The organism is Mycetohabitans endofungorum (genome assembly GCF_002927045.1).
Classification (GTDB): Bacteria; Pseudomonadota; Gammaproteobacteria; order Burkholderiales; family Burkholderiaceae; genus Mycetohabitans; species Mycetohabitans endofungorum.
The window spans coordinates 217,054-234,886 of record NZ_PRDW01000002.1 but is presented as its reverse complement, the minus strand read 5'-3'; the positions used below and the strand labels follow the sequence as shown (position 1 = coordinate 234,886).

General features: G+C 60.9%; 13 protein-coding genes and 1 pseudogene. 8 read left to right on the top strand and 6 right to left on the bottom strand.

Annotated elements, in window-relative coordinates; all coding sequences use genetic code 11:
* Positions 1-65: 65 nt before the first annotated feature.
* The 4 genes and pseudogenes from B0O95_RS02780 to B0O95_RS02765 form a co-directional block, all read right to left on the bottom strand.
* Positions 66-479 carry a putative toxin-antitoxin system toxin component, PIN family gene (locus B0O95_RS02780; RefSeq protein WP_104076515.1) on the bottom strand — a complete coding sequence of 138 codons (414 nt, stop codon included), beginning with the start codon at positions 477-479 and terminating at the stop codon, positions 66-68.
* Complete coding sequence (locus B0O95_RS02775) at positions 479-778, bottom strand: type II toxin-antitoxin system Phd/YefM family antitoxin (RefSeq protein WP_233203051.1); 300 nt, start codon at positions 776-778, stop codon at positions 479-481. Before B0O95_RS02775 ends, B0O95_RS02780 begins: the two co-directional genes overlap by 1 nt.
* Before the next feature lie 1,114 nt (positions 779-1,892).
* Positions 1,893-3,248, bottom strand: coding sequence for a hypothetical protein (locus B0O95_RS02770; protein ID WP_199180415.1), 1,356 nt, complete (start codon positions 3,246-3,248; stop codon positions 1,893-1,895).
* A gap of 263 nt (positions 3,249-3,511) precedes the next feature.
* Positions 3,512-4,884, bottom strand: a pseudogene (locus B0O95_RS02765) (hypothetical protein).
* An 878-nt stretch (positions 4,885-5,762) separates the two neighbouring features.
* On the opposite strand from B0O95_RS02765, the gene B0O95_RS02750 reads away from it, so the two are divergent.
* Positions 5,763-6,812 (top strand): homocysteine S-methyltransferase family protein, encoded by a 1,050-nt coding sequence (locus B0O95_RS02750; protein ID WP_104076512.1) that lies wholly within the window; start codon positions 5,763-5,765, stop codon positions 6,810-6,812.
* Complete coding sequence (gene metH / locus B0O95_RS02745; RefSeq protein ID WP_233203049.1) at positions 6,809-9,526, top strand: methionine synthase; 2,718 nt, start codon at positions 6,809-6,811, stop codon at positions 9,524-9,526. Before B0O95_RS02750 ends, metH begins: the two co-directional genes overlap by 4 nt.
* 95 nt (positions 9,527-9,621) lie before the next feature.
* On the opposite strand, the gene B0O95_RS02740 is transcribed toward metH, so the two are convergent.
* Positions 9,622-9,948 (bottom strand): DUF1840 domain-containing protein, encoded by a 327-nt coding sequence (locus B0O95_RS02740; RefSeq protein WP_104076511.1) that lies wholly within the window; start codon positions 9,946-9,948, stop codon positions 9,622-9,624.
* 193 nt (positions 9,949-10,141) lie between these two features.
* Here B0O95_RS02740 and argS point away from each other — a divergent pair, with 193 nt between their 5' ends.
* From argS to B0O95_RS02710, 6 genes are all read left to right on the top strand, one after another.
* Positions 10,142-11,950: an arginine--tRNA ligase gene (gene argS / locus B0O95_RS02735; RefSeq protein WP_104076510.1), complete on the top strand. Its 1,809-nt coding sequence runs from the start codon at positions 10,142-10,144 to the stop codon at positions 11,948-11,950.
* 125 nt (positions 11,951-12,075) lie between these two features.
* Positions 12,076-12,837 carry an SPOR domain-containing protein gene (locus B0O95_RS02730; protein WP_104076509.1) on the top strand — a complete coding sequence of 254 codons (762 nt, stop codon included), beginning with the start codon at positions 12,076-12,078 and terminating at the stop codon, positions 12,835-12,837.
* Between the two features lie 114 nt (positions 12,838-12,951).
* Complete coding sequence (locus B0O95_RS02725) at positions 12,952-13,599, top strand: thiol:disulfide interchange protein DsbA/DsbL (RefSeq protein WP_104076508.1); 648 nt, start codon at positions 12,952-12,954, stop codon at positions 13,597-13,599.
* Between the two features lie 35 nt (positions 13,600-13,634).
* A complete protein-coding gene (locus B0O95_RS02720; protein WP_104076507.1) occupies positions 13,635-14,423 on the top strand; it encodes an SDR family oxidoreductase in 789 nt (262 codons plus the stop codon).
* Positions 14,424-14,614: 191 nt separating this feature from the next.
* Positions 14,615-16,174, top strand: a complete 1,560-nt coding sequence (locus B0O95_RS02715; RefSeq protein ID WP_233203066.1) for an ABC transporter substrate-binding protein — start codon at positions 14,615-14,617, stop codon at positions 16,172-16,174.
* A 6-nt stretch (positions 16,175-16,180) separates the two neighbouring features.
* The gene (locus B0O95_RS02710; RefSeq protein ID WP_104076505.1) at positions 16,181-16,570 is read left to right on the top strand and encodes a GtrA family protein; all 390 of its coding nucleotides are present in this window, start codon (positions 16,181-16,183) and stop codon (positions 16,568-16,570) included.
* A gap of 105 nt (positions 16,571-16,675) precedes the next feature.
* Here the strand turns inward: B0O95_RS02710 and B0O95_RS02705 are convergent, their stop codons facing one another.
* Positions 16,676-17,758, bottom strand: coding sequence for an MBL fold metallo-hydrolase (locus tag B0O95_RS02705; protein ID WP_104076504.1), 1,083 nt, complete (start codon positions 17,756-17,758; stop codon positions 16,676-16,678).
* Positions 17,759-17,833: the final 75 nt, after the last annotated feature.

The following is a 17,833-nucleotide window of genomic DNA, read 5'->3' as shown; positions in this document are numbered from 1 at the left end:
CCCGAAGGCATCGCGCGAGCGTGCCGGATCAATACACGAGCACTCTCAGCACCAGCCGATTTCAACTAGGTCCCATGGCGCGTCCAGAAATCCGCGGGCGTGACGATAGGATACCGATCCGCCAGCGTCAACAGATCCTTGTCCCCCGTAATGAGATACTGCGCTTTCGCTGCCAGCAACGTAAGTAATACGGGCTGATCAGCGGAATCGCGCAAACTTGCGTCCTGCGCGCCTTCTGGCTCGACTACATCGGCCAATAACATAAAACTGTCGGCTAGATCGCGAATTTGCGCCGGTGTCATGCCTACCCTAGGCAACCGCGGTAGAACCCGGACCATCTCGTCTAAGATGTAGTGCGACAGTGCCACCTCCAACCCGCCTTGGCGCCAAGCCGCGACGATGCGCCCAGGCACGCTGCTCGGGTAAGCCAAGCCTGATACCAGCACGTTGGTATCAAGCACGACACGTAAGCTAGCCATCAGCACCGCTTCCGCTCAGCGGCCACCGCGGCATCGATCTCCGCCTGACCTTCCTGAACCGGCACGCCGGCATAGGCTTCGGCGATTCGGTCGCTGAGCGCATTGAAGCGGTCCTGCATACGCCGGATGCGGGCGAATAATTCGGCGTCGACGAGCGCTGCGACCGGCTTGCCATCCTTATTGATAACGATGCTGTCGTTGCGATACTGTACCTGATTGAGCATTTCGCCTAGGTTTTGTCGGAAGTTCACGGCATTGACTTCGGTAATCATCGCACCCTCCTTTTCCATATCAATCATAATGATCATTATTACCAGAAATGAGCGCGGCGTCTAGCTCCGGATCGATCGAGCGTGACAGTCGCCTAAACCTTATCTGCCACGGCGAGAGCGAGCATCGTTGACCGACTCACTGCGTGTTTTGGCTAATCGGTGACTAGACAAGCGCTTTTCAGTCACTTACGCCTGCAGCAGCTGCGCAATTTCGCGAAGCCGAGCTGGGTATAGCTCAATCAGTGCCAGATTGCGCCCATCTCGCCCGAGGAGGTACGGCTCTGACAGCAGCGCGCCGAACGCTTGCAGCGCAACCGTCCTGTCATCGCTTGCCCGCTGGTGGGTGTGTCCCGTTGATCGTCATGCTCGGTTCTAATGCTTCGTAAAATTCTGTAAATATCAATTATTTATGATAATCCGTTCCGCAATCGAGTTTGGGGCGCAGCCCGCAAACCCTTATTCCGCCTGAGGCATTTTCGGCTTTGCGGAACAAAACCTGGGACATCAGCCGGAATTCCCAATCTGTCTTAACATCCACCGATTTATACCGATTTTTAGGGATGGCTCTTGCTTTAACGCACAGTCCTTGACTGCACCTCAACATATGTTGCCTTTACTCGTCAAGGCTTCATTTTCTTTTTCATGCAGTGGATTACCATTCGAACCGCGTGCTGCGGAACGTCTGGCATAGTCCGCTGCCTGATTGCAGTAGTACTCGCTGCGCTGTTCTGGGGTCAAGTTGGAGAGATTCGGTCCCAAATTGGGTAGGCAACTCGTTATACAACTGTGCACTCCAGAAAGCACTGACTGACCGATCGATTGTCCCTGAGTCTCTTCCGCTGAGACAGACCCATTGGTCTCAGTGCTTGAGCTTCGGCTTAGGCAACACAGCCCCGAGAGCGCCGAGGGTGTAGATCGAGAGGTTCCCTGTAAGGGAGCCGTTGAGCGCTGCGAAATGCTGGGTGGCGCGGATGATGTGCTAGCGCCTACATTAATGGGAGAAAGGGGTATCCGGTGGTCCATGGCGAATCCTACTTAGGGTGGTGGCTCACCCCTTGAATGTAGGCGGTGAACTGGCATCGTCCTGCCCGACTCGCGAAAGATCCCCCGGATAAACGAAGTATGCGGGTTCAGCTGCTGGTTAATGTGGCACACTTCTGAGCCAAGGCACACTGTCCCGGATTCGCGCCCGGGCCGGCTCAGAGAACTGGTTGGCTTTCATAAAGCGGGTAATCTCAACCCTTGCTATATTCCATTGACGATCGTCTAAGTTCTTTAGCACACCCGCGAATCGAAGTCTGCTAAGCACATCGCATAAAGCGGCTTCGCCCGCGCCATTCAGTAGACTCAACCCCTGCTGCCAGGCCCACTTTACCAGTGCATCGTCCAGATTGTAGGTGCACGTTAGTAGGCCAAGTGCGACCTGTGCGCGCTGCGCTGGCAGTACGCGCAGCAATGCTGGCTCCAGTAACTGGAGTTCGTGTGCGTGGTGCTCGCGCGATAAATGCGTCAACCCCTCTGGGAGATAGCTTAGCGCAACGCCCAACTGCTCGTCAGGCAGCGACAGCGCTACATCACGCAGCTGCGTATACTGTGCAAGCTGTTCCGTTTGCGGTAAAACCCATATGAAACTTGCTAACATGCCAACCGATGCGCCTTGCACAGAGGGTGGCAGCTGCAACGCGTGTACGCGTAACACTGCGTACAACTCAGGGCGGCGGTCGTCGTTTCCCCCAAAGTGAATCATTCGCAGACACAATACCGGGATCAGCTCCGCTTGCTCGGATACCCTCAAGGGCGCAAGCCGAGCCACGAGCGCCTGATAACGCTCGACAAACTCAGCTGAGCCAAACAACAAAAATTTCAAACTGTCAGCCAATTCTGTCCAGACATTATCTTCTTCGGGTGCACGCCGCTGCGCCATCGCGTAAGCGAAGTCGAATAGTTCATCCCGATGGCTCCAATGAAAATCGGGCAATGAGTGCAGCAACAGCGCTTTTTGTATCTGCACGCCATCCTTCGGAATACGCTGCGCTGCCGCGTACATGCGCTTGAAGGCTTCGCCTTGCTCGCGATACGGCAATGCTTCCAACCGCTGACGCAGCGCCTCAAGCGGCTCGACGTGCTGCGCCGGATCGGCGAGCGTGCCATTCATCTCACTGAGCAGCTGGTTGACTGACGCGAGACTTACGGCTTGGTTGGCTCGTTGCCAGTAGCGGTAGACTACGCGCCGACTTTGCATCGCATGGTACGTGCGACGATCGACTGCTGAAAAATTTCCCACGTCTTGAACGGGCACGTAATCACCGATCCGTTCAATGAGTTCGCGCGGCAGGTCACGATATGTCGTGGGCCGGCTGGCCGGCAGGTTCGCCAGCCCACCGCTTGCTGGTTTCAATGTCGGCGGGGGTGCCGACGCAGCAGACTGCGGGCACGACTGCAACGCACACATGTAGGCTTGGTAGTCGTTCAAAGCGGCATGCAGATCAAAGTCCATCTGTAAGCTCGGCAGTCGATAAAAAACGGCGCAATACGAAGTGAGGCCGCACAGCAGGCTAGCTGAAAACGGGAAGCTGAGCACAGCGATGGACTGCAAATGTCATGTTCTTGTCGGATAGTGCCATGCTGATAGGCGGAAGCGGTTACCTCGTCTGTTGGCAACTCACACTTTTGAAGAAGCTTGTGCGAAGCTGGCAATGATAGGCAGCACGCAGCCGAAACAACGTGCGGATCAAATAAGTGATGGTGCAGGTTCAGCTGTTAATCTGGCCGACTTCTGAGCCAGGACTCACTGTCGTGGATTCGCGCCTGGGCTGGTTTGGAAAACTGGTTGGCTTTCATAAAGCGCGTGATCTCACCCATCGCCACTTTCCATTTGCGATTGTTCAAGTGCCATAGCACTCCATTGGCCCGAAGCTCGCTCAGTACCTCCCATAAAGCGGCTTCACCCGCCCCGTTCAGTAGACTCAATCCCTGCTGCCATCCCCGCTTGGCTAGCGTGTCATTGATGAAATAGATACTTCTAATGAACCCGACTGCTGCTTGCGTGCGCTGCGCCGCGGGCACGCGCGTCAAATAGCGTTCAAGCAACGCCAGCTCCTGCGCTTGTCGCTTAGGGGAGAACCTACCCAGTCCTTCGGGCAAACGCTGCAGCGCGACCCCCCACTGGTCGTCAGGCAGCGACAGCACCCAGTCGCGCATTTGCACATACCGCGCGGATTGTTCCGCTTCCGGCAATTGCCACACGTAACTTGCCAACGCGCCGACCGATGCGCCTTGATGAGAGGGGGCAGGCGTAACGCGTAGTCGTGTAAGAGCGTATAAAGTTCAGGGATGCGCGGGTCTGCTTGATTAAATTTATCTAGTAAACGGGTCAATGTGGGAATGATCTGCGCTTGCTCGGCTACGCTCAACGACGGCAGCCGTGCCAGAATCTTGTAATACCACTGAGCAAACTCAGGGGTCTCAGGTGTGTCGAGTGAAAAATTCGACAGCCCAAGCGCTAGTTCCGGCCATACATTGTCCTGCCCGGGCTCACGCTGTTCGGCCAGCGCGTAGGCAAAGTCAAACAGTTCCATCCATTCGCGCTCATAGGTGAAATCCCGGTGCATGAGCAACAGCGCTTTTTGTATCTGCACGCCGTCTTGCGGGATACGCTGCGCGGCTGCGAATAAACGCTTAAATACGCGGGTGCGCCCGGCCTCCAACGTTTTCAAACGTTGGCACAGCGCGTCCAGGGGGTCGGCGTACTGCGCTGGATCGGCGAGCGTGCCGTCCATCTCATCGAGCAGGCGGTGGATCGACTGGAAGGTCACCGCTTGTTTTGCTCGTTGCCAATAGCTATGAACGAGGCGCCGAGTCTGCATTGCATGATACGTACGCCGGTCAACGGTGGCAAACGACATCACGTCTTGGACGGGCACGTAGTCACCAATGCGCGCGATGACTTCGGTCGGCAGGTCCTGGTAGGTGGTGGGCCGCTTGGCCGATGGGTTTGACCACGCGGTGCTGGGTGGCTGCGGCGGCGGTGCTGCCGACGCGGCGGGTGTCGGGCGAGCCTCTAACGCGCAGATATAGGTCTGATAGTCGTTCAAAGCGGCATTCAGATCGAAGTCCATCGGCAAGCTCAGCAAGAAGTAAAGAAGACGCCACGCGTAGCGAGGTTGCGCAGCAGGCTAGCGAAAAGTAGGCACAGGCGCGCAGCGATACTTCACAAGCACGAGGTTTTTAGCGGAGGACATAAGCGTGCGGATAAGCCGTGGTATGACAGGCGAGTGATGCAAGCGGGTAACAACAGCGGACATCTGCCGAGCAATCACTCAATGTGCGTAGCATGTCAGGTCGTTTCAGCCAAGCGGATCACATGACTTGACAATCGCCGATAATACGCCGCACTTCGCTTAGTCGGTCAAGTGTTCACGCTCACGCGCAATGCGCAGTGAATATCGTTCAAGTTGCCGGTTTCCGATAACCTGCAATACGCTATGTCGTCAGTGGCGTGGGCTAGTCCCATTTGCTATTTGGACGAACTTGAGGCGGACAATACCACGCAAGCCGGTGCGGGCTCGCGTATGCGCGAGAGTCGGTGTGCGAAGGGTCCAACGTCGTGGGACCATGCCGGGGCGTCAGTGGGACCATGCCGGTGACGTCTGTGTATCAGAAAGATGAACAGTTGGGCGACCGACGTCACCCCGAGCACAAGCTTTATTTTTTGCCGGTGCTGGACTTGTACAACGGCGAGATCGTCGCTTACGAGACCAGCCGCCGTGCGGCGTTCAAGATGGTGAGCGCGATGCTCAAAACTCAAACTAAAAGGGCTGGGTCCTGTGCAATACAGGACCCAGCCCAGTCAGCCCTAGCTTTCCGAAACTGTCCAACTTTGTGGGGTCGGTTCAATGTCCAGTGGAGTTTTTCTTTTAGAATGCTATATTGTGGCGCATTTCGGCACGCGCCGCCGCCGACCGTCACGACGTGACGCGACGTAGCCAGCCGCGATTCGTGCATTTACTCCATGCAAAACGCATACAGCCTTCGCTACACCCGGGGCAGCGCACTGCCCGCGCTGCTCGCGCGCCGCATCCTAATACTGGACGGCGCAATGGGCACGATGATCCAGCGCTACAAGCTGTCCGAAGCCCAGTACCGGGGCGAACGGTTCACCACGCTGGACCATGATGTCAAGGGCAACAACGAGTTGCTGTCGATCACGCAGCCGCAGATCATCGGCCAGATTCACGAGCAGTACCTGGCCGCCGGCGCGGATATCGTCGAGACGAACACGTTCGGCGCGACCCGGATTGCCCAAGCCGATTACCGACTGGAGGCGTTCGCGATCGAAATGAATATCGCTTCGGCACAGCTGGCGCGCGCTGCATGCGACCGGTATTCGACGCCGGACAAGCCACGTTTTGTCGCCGGGGCGATTGGACCCACGCCGAAGACCGCAAGCATCTCGCCGGACGTCAACGACCCAGGAGCGCGCAACGTCACCTTCGACGAATTGCGCGACAGCTACTACGAGCAAGCGCAAGCGCTGCTTGATGGCGGCGTGGACCTGTTCCTGGTGGAGACGATCTTCGACACGCTCAATGCGAAAGCCGCGTTGTTCGCGCTCGACCAATTGTTCGAGGATACCGGCGAGGTGCTGCCGATCATGATTTCCGGCACGGTGACCGACGCGTCCGGACGAATCCTGTCTGGACAGACCGTCGAGGCATTCTGGAACGCGCTGCGCCACGCGCGGCCGCTAACCTTCGGGCTGAACTGCGCGCTCGGGGCGGCGCTGATGCGGCCGTACATCGCCGAGCTGGCGAAGCTGTGCGACACGTACGTGTCGTGCTATCCGAACGCCGGGTTGCCGAACCCGATGAGCGACACCGGTTTTGATGAGACACCGGAGGTCACCTCCGGACTGCTCAAAGAATTCGCCGACGCGGGCCTCGTCAATCTGGCTGGCGGCTGCTGCGGCACGACGCCCGAGCACATTGCAGCGATCGCCGCGCGCCTGGCCGACATCAAGCCGCGCGCATGGGCGCATTATCAAGAAAAAAACGACTCATGACCGACCATACGATGCGCCTTTGCGGGCTCGAAGCGTTCAACGTCACGGACACGACACTGTTCATCAACGTCGGCGAACGCACCAATGTGACCGGCTCCAAAGCCTTCGCGCGCATGATCCTGAACAGCCAGTTCGACGACGCGCTCGCCGTCGCGCGCCAGCAGGTCGAGAACGGCGCGCAGGTGATCGACGTGAACATGGACGAGGCGATGCTCGATTCGCGCGCCGCGATGGTTCGCTTCCTGAACCTAATCGCGTCGGAACCGGACATCGCACGGGTGCCGATCATGATCGACTCGTCCAAATGGGACGTGATCGAAGCGGGACTGAAATGCGTGCAAGGCAAGGCGATCGTGAACTCGATCTCGCTGAAGGAAGGCGAGCAGGCGTTTCGCCACCATGCGAAGCTGATCCGCCGCTACGGCGCAGCCGCCGTCGTGATGGCATTCGATGAAAAAGGCCAAGCCGACACCTTCGAGCGCAAGTGCCAGATTTGCCAGCGCAGCTACGAGATCCTCGTGAACGAAGTGGGCTTCCCGCCCGAAGACATCATCTTCGATCCGAATATCTTTGCGATCGCCACCGGCATCGACGAGCACAACAACTACGCGGTCGACTTCATTAACGCGACACGCTGGATCAAGCAGAACCTACCCTATGCAAAGGTGAGCGGCGGCGTATCGAACGTGTCGTTCTCATTTCGCGGCAACGACCCAGTGCGCGAGGCGATCCATACGGTGTTCCTGTATCACGCGATTCAAGCCGGCATGGATATGGGCATTGTCAACGCTGGCCAGCTCGGCGTATATCAGGAGTTGGACCCCGTGCTGCGCGAGCGCGTCGAAGATGTCGTGCTCAATCGTCGGTCCGACGCAACGGACCGGCTACTGGAGATCGCGGACAAGTACAAGAGTGGTGCGGCCAAAAAGGAGGAAAACCTCCAATGGCGAGAGCAGCCGGTCGAGCAGCGGCTGGCCCACGCGCTCGTGCACGGCATCACGACCTTTATCGTCGAGGACACCGAGCAGGCGCGCATGAAAATCGCGCAAGCCGGCGGGCGGCCGATCAACGTGATCGAAGGGCCGTTGATGGACGGCATGAACATCGTCGGCGACCTGTTCGGACAAGGTAAGATGTTTCTGCCGCAGGTCGTAAAGTCGGCGCGCGTGATGAAGCAAGCAGTCGCGCACCTGATTCCGTTCATCGAGGAGGAAAAGCGCCAATTGGCCGCCGCCGGCTCGGACGTGAAGCCCAAGGGCAAGATCGTGATCGCCACGGTCAAGGGCGACGTGCACGACATCGGCAAGAACATTGTGTCCGTGGTGCTCCAGTGCAATAACTTTGAGGTGGTCAACATGGGCGTGATGGTGCCGTGCACGGACATCCTCGCGACCGCCAAAGCCGAGGGCGCCGACATTGTCGGGCTGTCCGGGCTGATTACGCCGAGCCTGGAGGAAATGGCCTACGTCGCCGCCGAGATGCAGCGCGACGAGTATTTTCGTGGCAGAAACACCCCGCTGTTGATCGGCGGCGCGACCACCTCGCGCGTGCACACCGCGGTGAAGATTGCGCCGAACTACGATGGCCCGGTCGTCTACGTGCCCGACGCGTCGCGGTCGGTCTCAGTCGCCTCCAGCCTGCTGTCCGACGAGGGCGCGGCACGCTACATCGACGCGTTGCGCGCCGACTATGCCCGGATCCGCGAGCAGCACGCGAACAAAAAGGCCCAGCCGCTAGTCACGCTGGCGCAGGCACGCGAGAACAAGACCCGCATCGACTGGAACGGCTATGTGCCCCCCAAGCCCAAGTTCGTCGGCCGGCGCACGTTCAAGAACCAGGATCTGGCCGAACTTGCGCGCTACATCGACTGGGGCCCGTTCTTCCAAACCTGGGACCTGGCCGGACGCTTCCCGGCGATCTTGGACGACGAGGTGGTCGGCGAATCGGCGCGGCGCGTGTTCGATGATGGCAAGGCGATGCTTGCGCGGCTGATCCAGGGACGCTGGCTGACCGCGAACGGCGTGATCGCACTGCTGCCCGCCAACACGGTGAATGACGATGACATCGAGATCTATACCGACGAGAGCCGCACGCAGGTTGCGCTGACGTGGCGCAACCTGCGCCAGCAAAGCGTGCGGCCTGTCGTGGACGGCGTGATGCGGCCCAACCGCTGCCTGGCCGATTTCATTGCGCCGCGCGACTGCGGCATCGCCGACTACATCGGCTTGTTCGCAGTCACGGCGGGATTAGGAGTCGACGCGCGCGAGAAGCAGTTCGAGCAGCACCATGACGACTACAGCGCGATCATGCTGAAGGCGCTCGCCGACCGGTTTGCCGAAGCGTTCGCCGAACAACTGCATCAGCGCGTGCGACGCGACTTGTGGGGCTACGCGGCCGACGAGGCACTGAACAACGATCAGTTGATTGCCGAGCAATACGCCGGCATTCGGCCCGCGCCCGGCTATCCAGCGTGTCCGGACCATTTGGTCAAACGTGACCTGTTTGCGACGCTGCAAGCGGACGAGATCGGCATGAGCCTGACCGAATCGCTGGCAATGTGGCCAGCGGCCAGCGTGTCGGGCTTCTATCTGTCCCACCCGGACAGCCAGTATTTTACCGTCGGCAGGATCGGCGACGATCAACTCGAGGACTACGCGCGCCGCATGGGCCTGTCATTGGAGCACGCTCGGCGCGCGCTGGCGCCGCAACTGTGATCCCGCCCTTGGGCACGCAATCAGCCGTTCACCGGCTGTGCCCGGCGGCGGCGCGGCGCGCGATGGAGCACCCGCATTGTTCGGACGATTGGCGCTCAAACGCCCCAAATCACGTCCGAGTTCTCCTTGTGCGCCTGCCGCAGCATGTCGAGGAACGGATAGGCGCGCTGCGCCAGGCCAATCGGCGCCTCATGCGCCTCGTGATCCCCCTTATCGTCATCGAAATGGCCGTCGTGTTCGACACGACGTTGCTTGTCCTGCGCAATGGCCGCCTCGAGCTTGGCGATCGCCGGCTGCAACTCGTCATGCGCGATGACGCCACGCTGCCCGAAGCGCTTGCCGATGATCGCCAGCAGGAATTGCGCGAGGTTTTCGAGCATCGTCACATCCACGGTGGCCCGAGACTTAAACGTGATCAGCATGGCGGCTCCTTGTTCGCTTCGTCGATCCGGTCGCGCCCGCGTCGCGGCGCCGCATGCGCACCGCACCGGCTTGGACCTGTATTCGACAGTTTAGCACCTGCTAAAATCCATCATTCTCGCTTTGTGGCGTGTTCGCGAGGCAGGCGGCCAGCGGGTCGCCGCGCCCGCCTGTTCCGATAACTGCCGTCATTCCATGCTGCCCGCACAGAAACACATCATCGAATCGATCCTAGCAGATGCCGTCGCCGGAGTCGTCCAGGCGTCGCCGGCGGCCAGCGATGCAGCATTCGTGCAGCCGACCATCGCGTTGGACCGGCCCAAGATCGCCGCACATGGCGATGTCGCGTCGAACCTGGCGATGCAGCTGGCCAAGCCGCTGCGCGCCAATCCGCGCGTGCTCGCGCAACAACTGGCCGAGGCCACCCTTGCGCACCCGCGCGCGGCCGGGCTGATCGCCGGCGCGGAAGTCGCCGGCCCGGGTTTCCTGAATCTGCGGCTGACCAACGCCGCGAAACAGCAGACCGTGCACGCGGTACTGGCAGAGCGCGAGCGCTTCGGCTTCGCGCCGCCGGCGCGCGGCGGCCATGGCAAGCAAGTGCTGATCGAATTCGTGTCGGCCAATCCGACCGGGCCGCTGCACGTGGGCCACGGCCGGCAGGCGGCACTCGGCGACGCCCTCGGCGCACTGATGCAGACACAGGGCTGGACCGTGCACCGCGAGTTCTACTACAACGACGCCGGCGTGCAGATCAACACGCTTGCGCTCTCGGTTCAGGCGCGGGCGCGCGGCTTCAAGCCGGGCGATGCGCAGTGGCCGGAAGCGGCCTACAACGGCGACTACATCGCGGATATCGCGCGCGACTACCTGGCCGGCGAAACGGTGTCGGCTAGTGATGGCGCGCCCGTAACGGGCGCCGGTGACGTTGACAATCTCGATGCAATCCGGCGCTTCGCCGTGACTTACCTGCGCCGTGAGCAGGACATCGACTTGAAGGCATTCGGTGTCAAGTTCGACCAGTACTACCTGGAGTCGTCACTGTACGACGAAGGCCGCGTCGAGCGCGCGGTCCAGGCGCTGGTGGCCGCTGGCAAGACGTATGAGGACGATGGCGCGCTGTGGCTACGCACCACCGACTACGGCGACGACAAGAACCGGGTGATGCGCAAGAAGGACGGCGCCTATACCTACTTCGTGCCGGACATCGCCTATCACGTCACCAAGTGGGAACGCGGCTTTACAAAAGTGATCAACGTGCAGGGCTCGGATCACCATGGCACGATCGCGCGCGTACGCGCCGGCTTACAGGCATTGGCCATCGGCATTCCGAGCGGCTATCCGGACTACGTGCTGCATAAGATGGTCACCGTGATGCGCGACGGCCGCGAGATCAAGATCTCCAAGCGGGCGGGCAGCTACGTGACGGTGCGAGACCTGATCGTATGGTCCGGCGGCGGCAATCCGGACGAGTCCGCCGCCTCACTGAGCCCTCAGCAACTGGACAGCGACATGCTGCGCAAGGGCCGCGACGCGGTGCGCTTCTTCCTGATTTCGCGCAAGGCCGATACCGAATTCACATTCGACATCGACCTCGCGCTGAAGCAAAACGACGAGAATCCGGTCTACTATGTGCAATACGCGCATGCGCGGATCTGCTCGGTGCTGTCGGAGTTGCGCGCACGCTATGCGGACGATCCCGAGGACTGGTCGCAGGTCGATTTGACGCCGCTCGACACCGAACGGTCCAAGGCGCTGCTGCAAAAACTGGCCGAATATCCGCAGATGCTGGAGCACGCGACAAACGAACTTGCCCCTCATGCGGTCGCATTCTATCTGCGCGACCTGGCGGGCGAGTTCCATTCGTTCTACAACGACCGCGCCGAGCGGGTGCTCGTGGACGATGCGCGCGAGCGCCTGGCCCGCGCGGCACTGCTGGCCGCGACGCGCCAGGTGCTAGCCAACGGGCTCGCGACGATCGGGGTGTCAGCGCCCGCGAAGATGTAGGGAACGGAATGCGCGGGGACCGTATAATCGGCGCTTCCCAGTCACGGATGACGTGGGCGCGACGGCGGCATGGCGGCCACGGTTTCATCCGCGCGGTTCCATAGAGATACAGGTAATCGAACACAATGGCAAAAGCACGACGGTCTTCCTCGCCGAATTCGAAGCAACGTGGAGGTACGTTCCTCGGTATCGTATTGGGATTGATCGTCGGACTGGCGATCGCGATTGTGGTGGCGCTGTACATCAGAGGAGCGCCAACGCCGTTCGTGTCCAAGGGCAACGCACCCGCGGCAACGTCCGACACGGCAGGTAACGGCGCGACGTTTGATCCGAATCGGGTGCTGGCCGGCAAGTCGCCTGGTCAGCCGGTGCCGCCGTCGGCCACCCAGCCGCCGCCGAACACGGCGCCAGGCCAAAGCTCGCAGCAATCGCAGTCAACGGGCGTGCTGGAAGAGCCGCAGATCATCGAGGTCCCGTCCACGGCCAGCGCCATGCCAGCGCAGCCCAAGCCCGGAGCACCTTGGAGCCCGTCCGCGACGCTGGCACCTCATCCCGCGCCATCCGGCGCCAGCGCGCCCACCCCTGCATCGGCCAAGCTAGGCGCCGGCACGCCGGCCGCCCCACAAAAGCCGGGCGCGAGCGAGGCCAACACCGGCTATTTCCTGCAGGTCGGCGCGTACCGCACGGAACAGGATGCGGAGCAGCAGCGCGCACGGCTGGCGCTGCAGGGATTCGAATCCAAGGTCACGCAGCGCGACGCCGGCGGGGTCGTGTATTACCGCGTGCGCATCGGCCCGTTCTCGCGCTTCGAGGACATGAACAGCGCCCGGCAGCGGCTATCCGATGCCGGCATCGACACCGTCGTGATCCGCTTTACGACGCCATAGCCTCGTGTCCCGCGCCACGCGCGCGTGGCGCACGCTCTTGAACCAGCGGTATCCGTACCAGTCTGAACAGGTTCGTGCCGCTTTTTTCTTGCCACGCTTTTGCCACGGTCCACTATGAAAAAAACCCTCAGCGCTGCCCTGCTCGCCGTCGCTGTCGTCCTCGGCGCAGCCCCGTTCGCCCAAGCGTCACCGTCCGCGCCGGTCGCCGGCAAGGACTATACGGTGCTCGCGCCAGCCCATCCGGTGAAGGCCCCAGCCGGCAAAGTCGAAGTAACCGAATTCATGTGGTATGGCTGCCCGCATTGCGGCGAGTTCGACCCGTACCTTGAGAAATGGAAAGCCAAGCAAGGTGCAAACATCGTATTCCGGCGCGTGCCGGTCGCGTATCGCGACCAGTTCATTCCACATTCGAAGATGCTGCTCGCGCTGGACGTGCTCGGCCTGAGCGACAAACTCGCGCCGGTGATCTTTGACGAGATCCACGTCAAGCGGAACTACCTGCTGACGCCGGACGCGCAAGCAGACTTCCTTGCCAAGCACGGCGTGGACAAGAAAAAGTACCTCGATGCGTACAATTCGTTCACCGTCGCGAGCGAACTGAAGCGCGTGTCACAGATGGCGCAGGACTACAAGATCGACGGCGTGCCGACGGTAATCGTACAAGGCAAATACGAGACCGGCCCGGCGGCGACCAACAGCCTGGAAGGTACCGTCCAGGTGCTTGACTACCTGGTCGGGCAAGTAGCCGCGAAGAAGATGTAGCGGGTGCGAAGCATCCCCCGCCACGCCATGCCGCGATGAGCAAAGCTGCCCCATTGAAGGTCTTCATCACCGGAGCATCGAGCGGCATCGGGCTCGCGTTGGCGCGCCACTACGCGCGAGCGGGGGCGCGCCTGGGACTAGTCGCACGCCGTGGCGAGGCTCTGGCCGACTTTGCCAAGTCGTGCCCCAGCCGCTTCCCGCAGGCGAGCGTGTCGATTCATGTGGCAGACGTGCGCGATGCCGCCGCGCTGGCGCTCGCAGCACAACAGTTCATTGACCGCTACGGCCTGCCGGATATCGTGATCGCGAACGCTGGCATTAGCGCCGGCGCAGTCACCGGCCACGGTGATCTGCCGGCGTTCCGCGCGATCATGGACACCAACTACTTCGGCATGGTCGCGACCTTCGAACCCTTCGCCGCCGCGATGGTCGCCGCCCGGCGCGGTACGCTGGTGGGTATTGCCAGCGTGGCGGGCGTGCGCGGCCTGCCAGGCGCAGGCGCCTACAGCGCGTCCAAGGCGGCCGCGCTGAAGTACCTGGAGGCGTTGCGGGTCGAGATGCGCCCCGCCGGCGTGGCGGTCGTCACGATCGCACCCGGCTACATCCGTACGCCGATGACCGACGGTAACCCCTACCCGATGCCGTTTTTGATGGATCCCGACCGGTTCGCCGCTAACGCGGCGGCGGCCATCGCCGCCAAGAAGCGCTTCGCCATCTTCCCCCGACCGATGCGCGTGGTTGCCGCATTGCTGCACGTGCTGCCGCGCTGGCTCTACGATTTCGCGTTCGAGCGGGCGCCGCGCAAACCACGCGCCGCGCGATAAAGCGACGCGACAGACAGCACGGTGGCGAAAAACGTATCAGAATAGCCGGATTCGGCCCCCGTCGCCTGGCAGTCGAGGCCACCATCAGGAACCGTGAAGAACAAGCTTTGGGAGATTGTATGCGTGTGAAACACCCCGTTAGCGTGCCCCGTGGACCGCGCGGCGCAGCCGCGTGGCTCGGCGTGGCGACCATGCTGCTGATCGCGCCCGCCTGGTTGCAGGCCAAGCCGTTGACCGTGTGCACCGAGGCCAGTCCGGACGGCTTCGACATCGTGCAGTACAACTCGCTGACCACCTCCAACGCATCCGGCGACGTTGTCTTTAATCAATTGGTGCGCTACGACGAGGCGGCCGGCAAGCTCGCGCCGTCGCTCGCCGACCGGTGGGAGGTCAGCCCGGACGGGCTCGCCGTCACGTTCCACCTGCGCCCCAACGTATCGTTTCAGACTACGGAAGAATTCAAACCGTCCCGCGCACTGAACGCCGACGACGTGTTGTTCACGTTCAACCGGATGCTCGATCCGAATCATCCGTGGCACAAGATCGCGGGCAACGGCGGCTTTGCGCATGCGCAGTCGATGAACCTGCCAAAGCTGATCAAATCGGTCACCAAAGTGGACGACCTGACGGTGAAGTTTGAACTGTCCGAGTCCAACGCGGCGTTTGTGTCGATCCTGACGATGCCGTTCGCGTCAATCTACTCGGCAGAGTACGCGAGCCAGTTGGAAAAGGCGGGCAGACAAGCCGACATCAATGCGAAGCCGGTTGGCACCGGCCCGTTCGTGCTGAAAAGTTACACGAAAGATGCGGTGATCCGCTACGACGTCAATCCAACCTATTGGGGTCGTAAGCCGAAGATCGACCGGCTGATCTATGCCATCACGCCCGATGCGGCGGTGCGCGCGCAAAAGATCAAGTCAGGCGAATGCCAGATTGCGCTGTCGCCCAAGCCGCAGGATGTACTGGCAGCCAGCAGCGACAAGTCGCTGAAGGTCGTGCAAACACCAGCGTTCATGACCGCGTTTGTCGCATTGAACACGCAGCATAAGCCGCTGGACAATGACAAGGTCCGGCAAGCATTGAACATCGCGTTCGACCGACAGACGTACATTAAGACGGTGTTTGGCAACACTGCAGTGGCAGCTGTCAATCCATACCCGCCGAATACATGGAGCTATAACAAAGCGGTCGAACCGTACCCGTACAACATCGAACAGGCGAAAAAGCTGCTGACCGACGCCGGTTATCCGAACGGCTTCGAGACGTCGATTTGGGTGCGGCCAAGCGGTAGCGTGTTGAATCCTAATCCGAAGGCCGGTGCGGAACTATTGCAAGCGGACCTCGCCCGGATCGGCGTCAAGGCACAGGTCAAGGTCATCGAATGGGGACAACTGATCAAGGATGCTAAGCAAGGGCAGCATGACCTGCTTTTCATGGGCTGGTCCGGCGACAACGGTGATCCAGACAACTTCCTGACGCCGCAGTTTTCATGCGCCTCGGTAAAGTCCGGCATCAATTTTGCCCGCTACTGCGACCCGCAACTGGACAAGTTGATCGCGGACGGCAAGCGCACCGCCGATCAGCCCACGCGCGCGAAGGCATACGCCGCCGCGCAGAAAATCATTCATGACAAGGCGTTATGGATTCCCCTGGCGTACCCGAGCGCGGCCGCGCTGACGCGCAGCAATGTCAGCGGCTACCGGGTGAGCCCGTTCGGCCGACAAGACTATTCGAGCGTAAAGGTCGACTAAGCAAACGTGCGTTCGCAATTCCTTCGTTTCGCGCTCGCCGGTATAGTGGGATTCATTGTCGATGCTGGCACGCTATGGCTCATGCTGTGGATCGGGCTCGGCTACTTCGCTGGACGCGCGGCGTCGTTTCTTGTGGCCGTCTGGGTCACCTGGCGGTTGAACCGGCAATTCACGTTCTCGGACAAGCGGTGCGGATCCGTATGGCACGAATGGTGGCGGTACCTCACCGCGATGTTCGCCGGCGGGTGCGTGAACTATGCCGCGTACAGCGTGGTGGTCCTTAATTTGCCGCCGCGCGTCTTTGTACCTTACGTCGGAGTAGCGGCCGGCTCGCTCGCTGGCCTTGCGGTCAATTTTGTTTCCGCCCGCTGGTGGGTGTTCCGGCGCAAGAGTTAACAATGAAAAGAAGCAAAAGCGGAACAGGTTTCTGTTGCGGAACACTGCGAGCACGACTGGAGACAATCGATTTGAACACACCGCGTGCGCTTGTCGAACAGCACACTAATCAGCGTACGGCGCAAAGCGAATCACGCCATCGTGCTCGACGCGCTCAAGCTCGCCGGAGTGCCACAAGAAATGCAAATGGGCCAGCGCCTCGCCAATCGCGAACGTCATCTGATGCAGGTCCAGCGGCCGCTTGAACATCAGCGGCACGATGTCGGCTGCACTGCGCGACTGCCGCGCGCACGCCTCGAGAACTTCGCCTAGCCGCGCCGCGTGATGCTCGCGCAACTGCGCGATGCGCGTGTGCAGGCCGCGAAACGGCTTGCCGTGCGACGGCAACACGAGCGTATCCTCGGGCAATCCGTGATAGCGGCCGAGCGAATCCAGGTACTGCGCCAGCGGGTTGCCGCGCGGCTCGATCTCCAACACCGATATATTCGTCGAAATCCGCGGCAACACCATATCCCCGGAAATCAACAGGCGATCAGCGTCGCAATACAGCGCACAATGCTCGGTTGAATGACCGAACCCGGTGATGACGCGCCAGCGCCGCGAGCCGATCGTCACCGTGTCCCCCTCCTGCATCCGCACGTACGACGCGGGCACCTGCGGGACCAGCGTGTGGTAATACCCCTTGCGTACGCGGATCTTCTCGACTGACTGCGGATCGTTCAGGCCATGGCACGCGAAAAACCGCGCAGCCGCCTCACCTCCGGCGTTCGAATCCCCATCCTTGGACGACGACAATAGACAGCCCATCAGGTATTCGCCCAGCGTCATCCACAGCGGGGCGCGCCAGCGGCCGCGTTCGCCACCGCCGCACAGCCAATGCGCCAAGCCCAAATGGTCCGGGTGAAAGTGGGTGACCAGCACACGTAGCACCGGCAGGCCGCCCAGCACATCGTCGAAGATCCGCTCCCAATGAGCCTTGATCGTGTCGCTCGCGATCCCAGAATCGATAATCGTCCAGCCGGGCTGCGCGCCGGATTGGTCGCGCAGCAGCCACAAGTTGATGTGGTCGAGTTTGAAGGGCAACGGCATGCGGATCCACAGCACGCCGGGCGCGACTTCGTGCACGGTGCCGTCGGCCGGTAGGGTATCGGCGAAAGCGTAGTCCAACTGATGTTCGAGCGCGTTCATGAGGGTCGGGTTTGCAATCGTTGCGTTCCGGCAAGGTTGACGATAACGTAAACGTGCATTGTATCCATGTTGCCG

Excerpts from the sequence above, each read along its gene's own strand:
- B0O95_RS02715 (WP_233203066.1), top strand. The coding sequence starts at position 14,615 with ATGCTGCTGATCGCGCCCGCCTGGTTGCAGGCCAAGCCGTTGACCGTG.
- B0O95_RS02705 (WP_104076504.1), bottom strand. The coding sequence starts at position 17,758 with ATGAACGCGCTCGAACATCAGTTGGACTACGCTTTCGCCGATACCCTA.
- argS (WP_104076510.1), top strand. The coding sequence starts at position 10,142 with ATGCTGCCCGCACAGAAACACATCATCGAATCGATCCTAGCAGATGCC.
- B0O95_RS02740 (WP_104076511.1), bottom strand. The coding sequence starts at position 9,948 with ATGCTGATCACGTTTAAGTCTCGGGCCACCGTGGATGTGACGATGCTC.
- B0O95_RS02750 (WP_104076512.1), top strand. The coding sequence starts at position 5,763 with ATGCAAAACGCATACAGCCTTCGCTACACCCGGGGCAGCGCACTGCCC.
- B0O95_RS02775 (WP_233203051.1), bottom strand. The coding sequence starts at position 778 with ATGATTGATATGGAAAAGGAGGGTGCGATGATTACCGAAGTCAATGCC.
- metH (WP_233203049.1), top strand. The coding sequence starts at position 6,809 with ATGACCGACCATACGATGCGCCTTTGCGGGCTCGAAGCGTTCAACGTC.
- B0O95_RS02730 (WP_104076509.1), top strand. The coding sequence starts at position 12,076 with ATGGCAAAAGCACGACGGTCTTCCTCGCCGAATTCGAAGCAACGTGGA.
- B0O95_RS02780 (WP_104076515.1), bottom strand. The coding sequence starts at position 479 with ATGGCTAGCTTACGTGTCGTGCTTGATACCAACGTGCTGGTATCAGGC.
- B0O95_RS02720 (WP_104076507.1), top strand. The coding sequence starts at position 13,635 with ATGAGCAAAGCTGCCCCATTGAAGGTCTTCATCACCGGAGCATCGAGC.
- B0O95_RS02770 (WP_199180415.1), bottom strand. The coding sequence starts at position 3,248 with ATGGACTTTGATCTGCATGCCGCTTTGAACGACTACCAAGCCTACATG.
- B0O95_RS02725 (WP_104076508.1), top strand. The coding sequence starts at position 12,952 with ATGAAAAAAACCCTCAGCGCTGCCCTGCTCGCCGTCGCTGTCGTCCTC.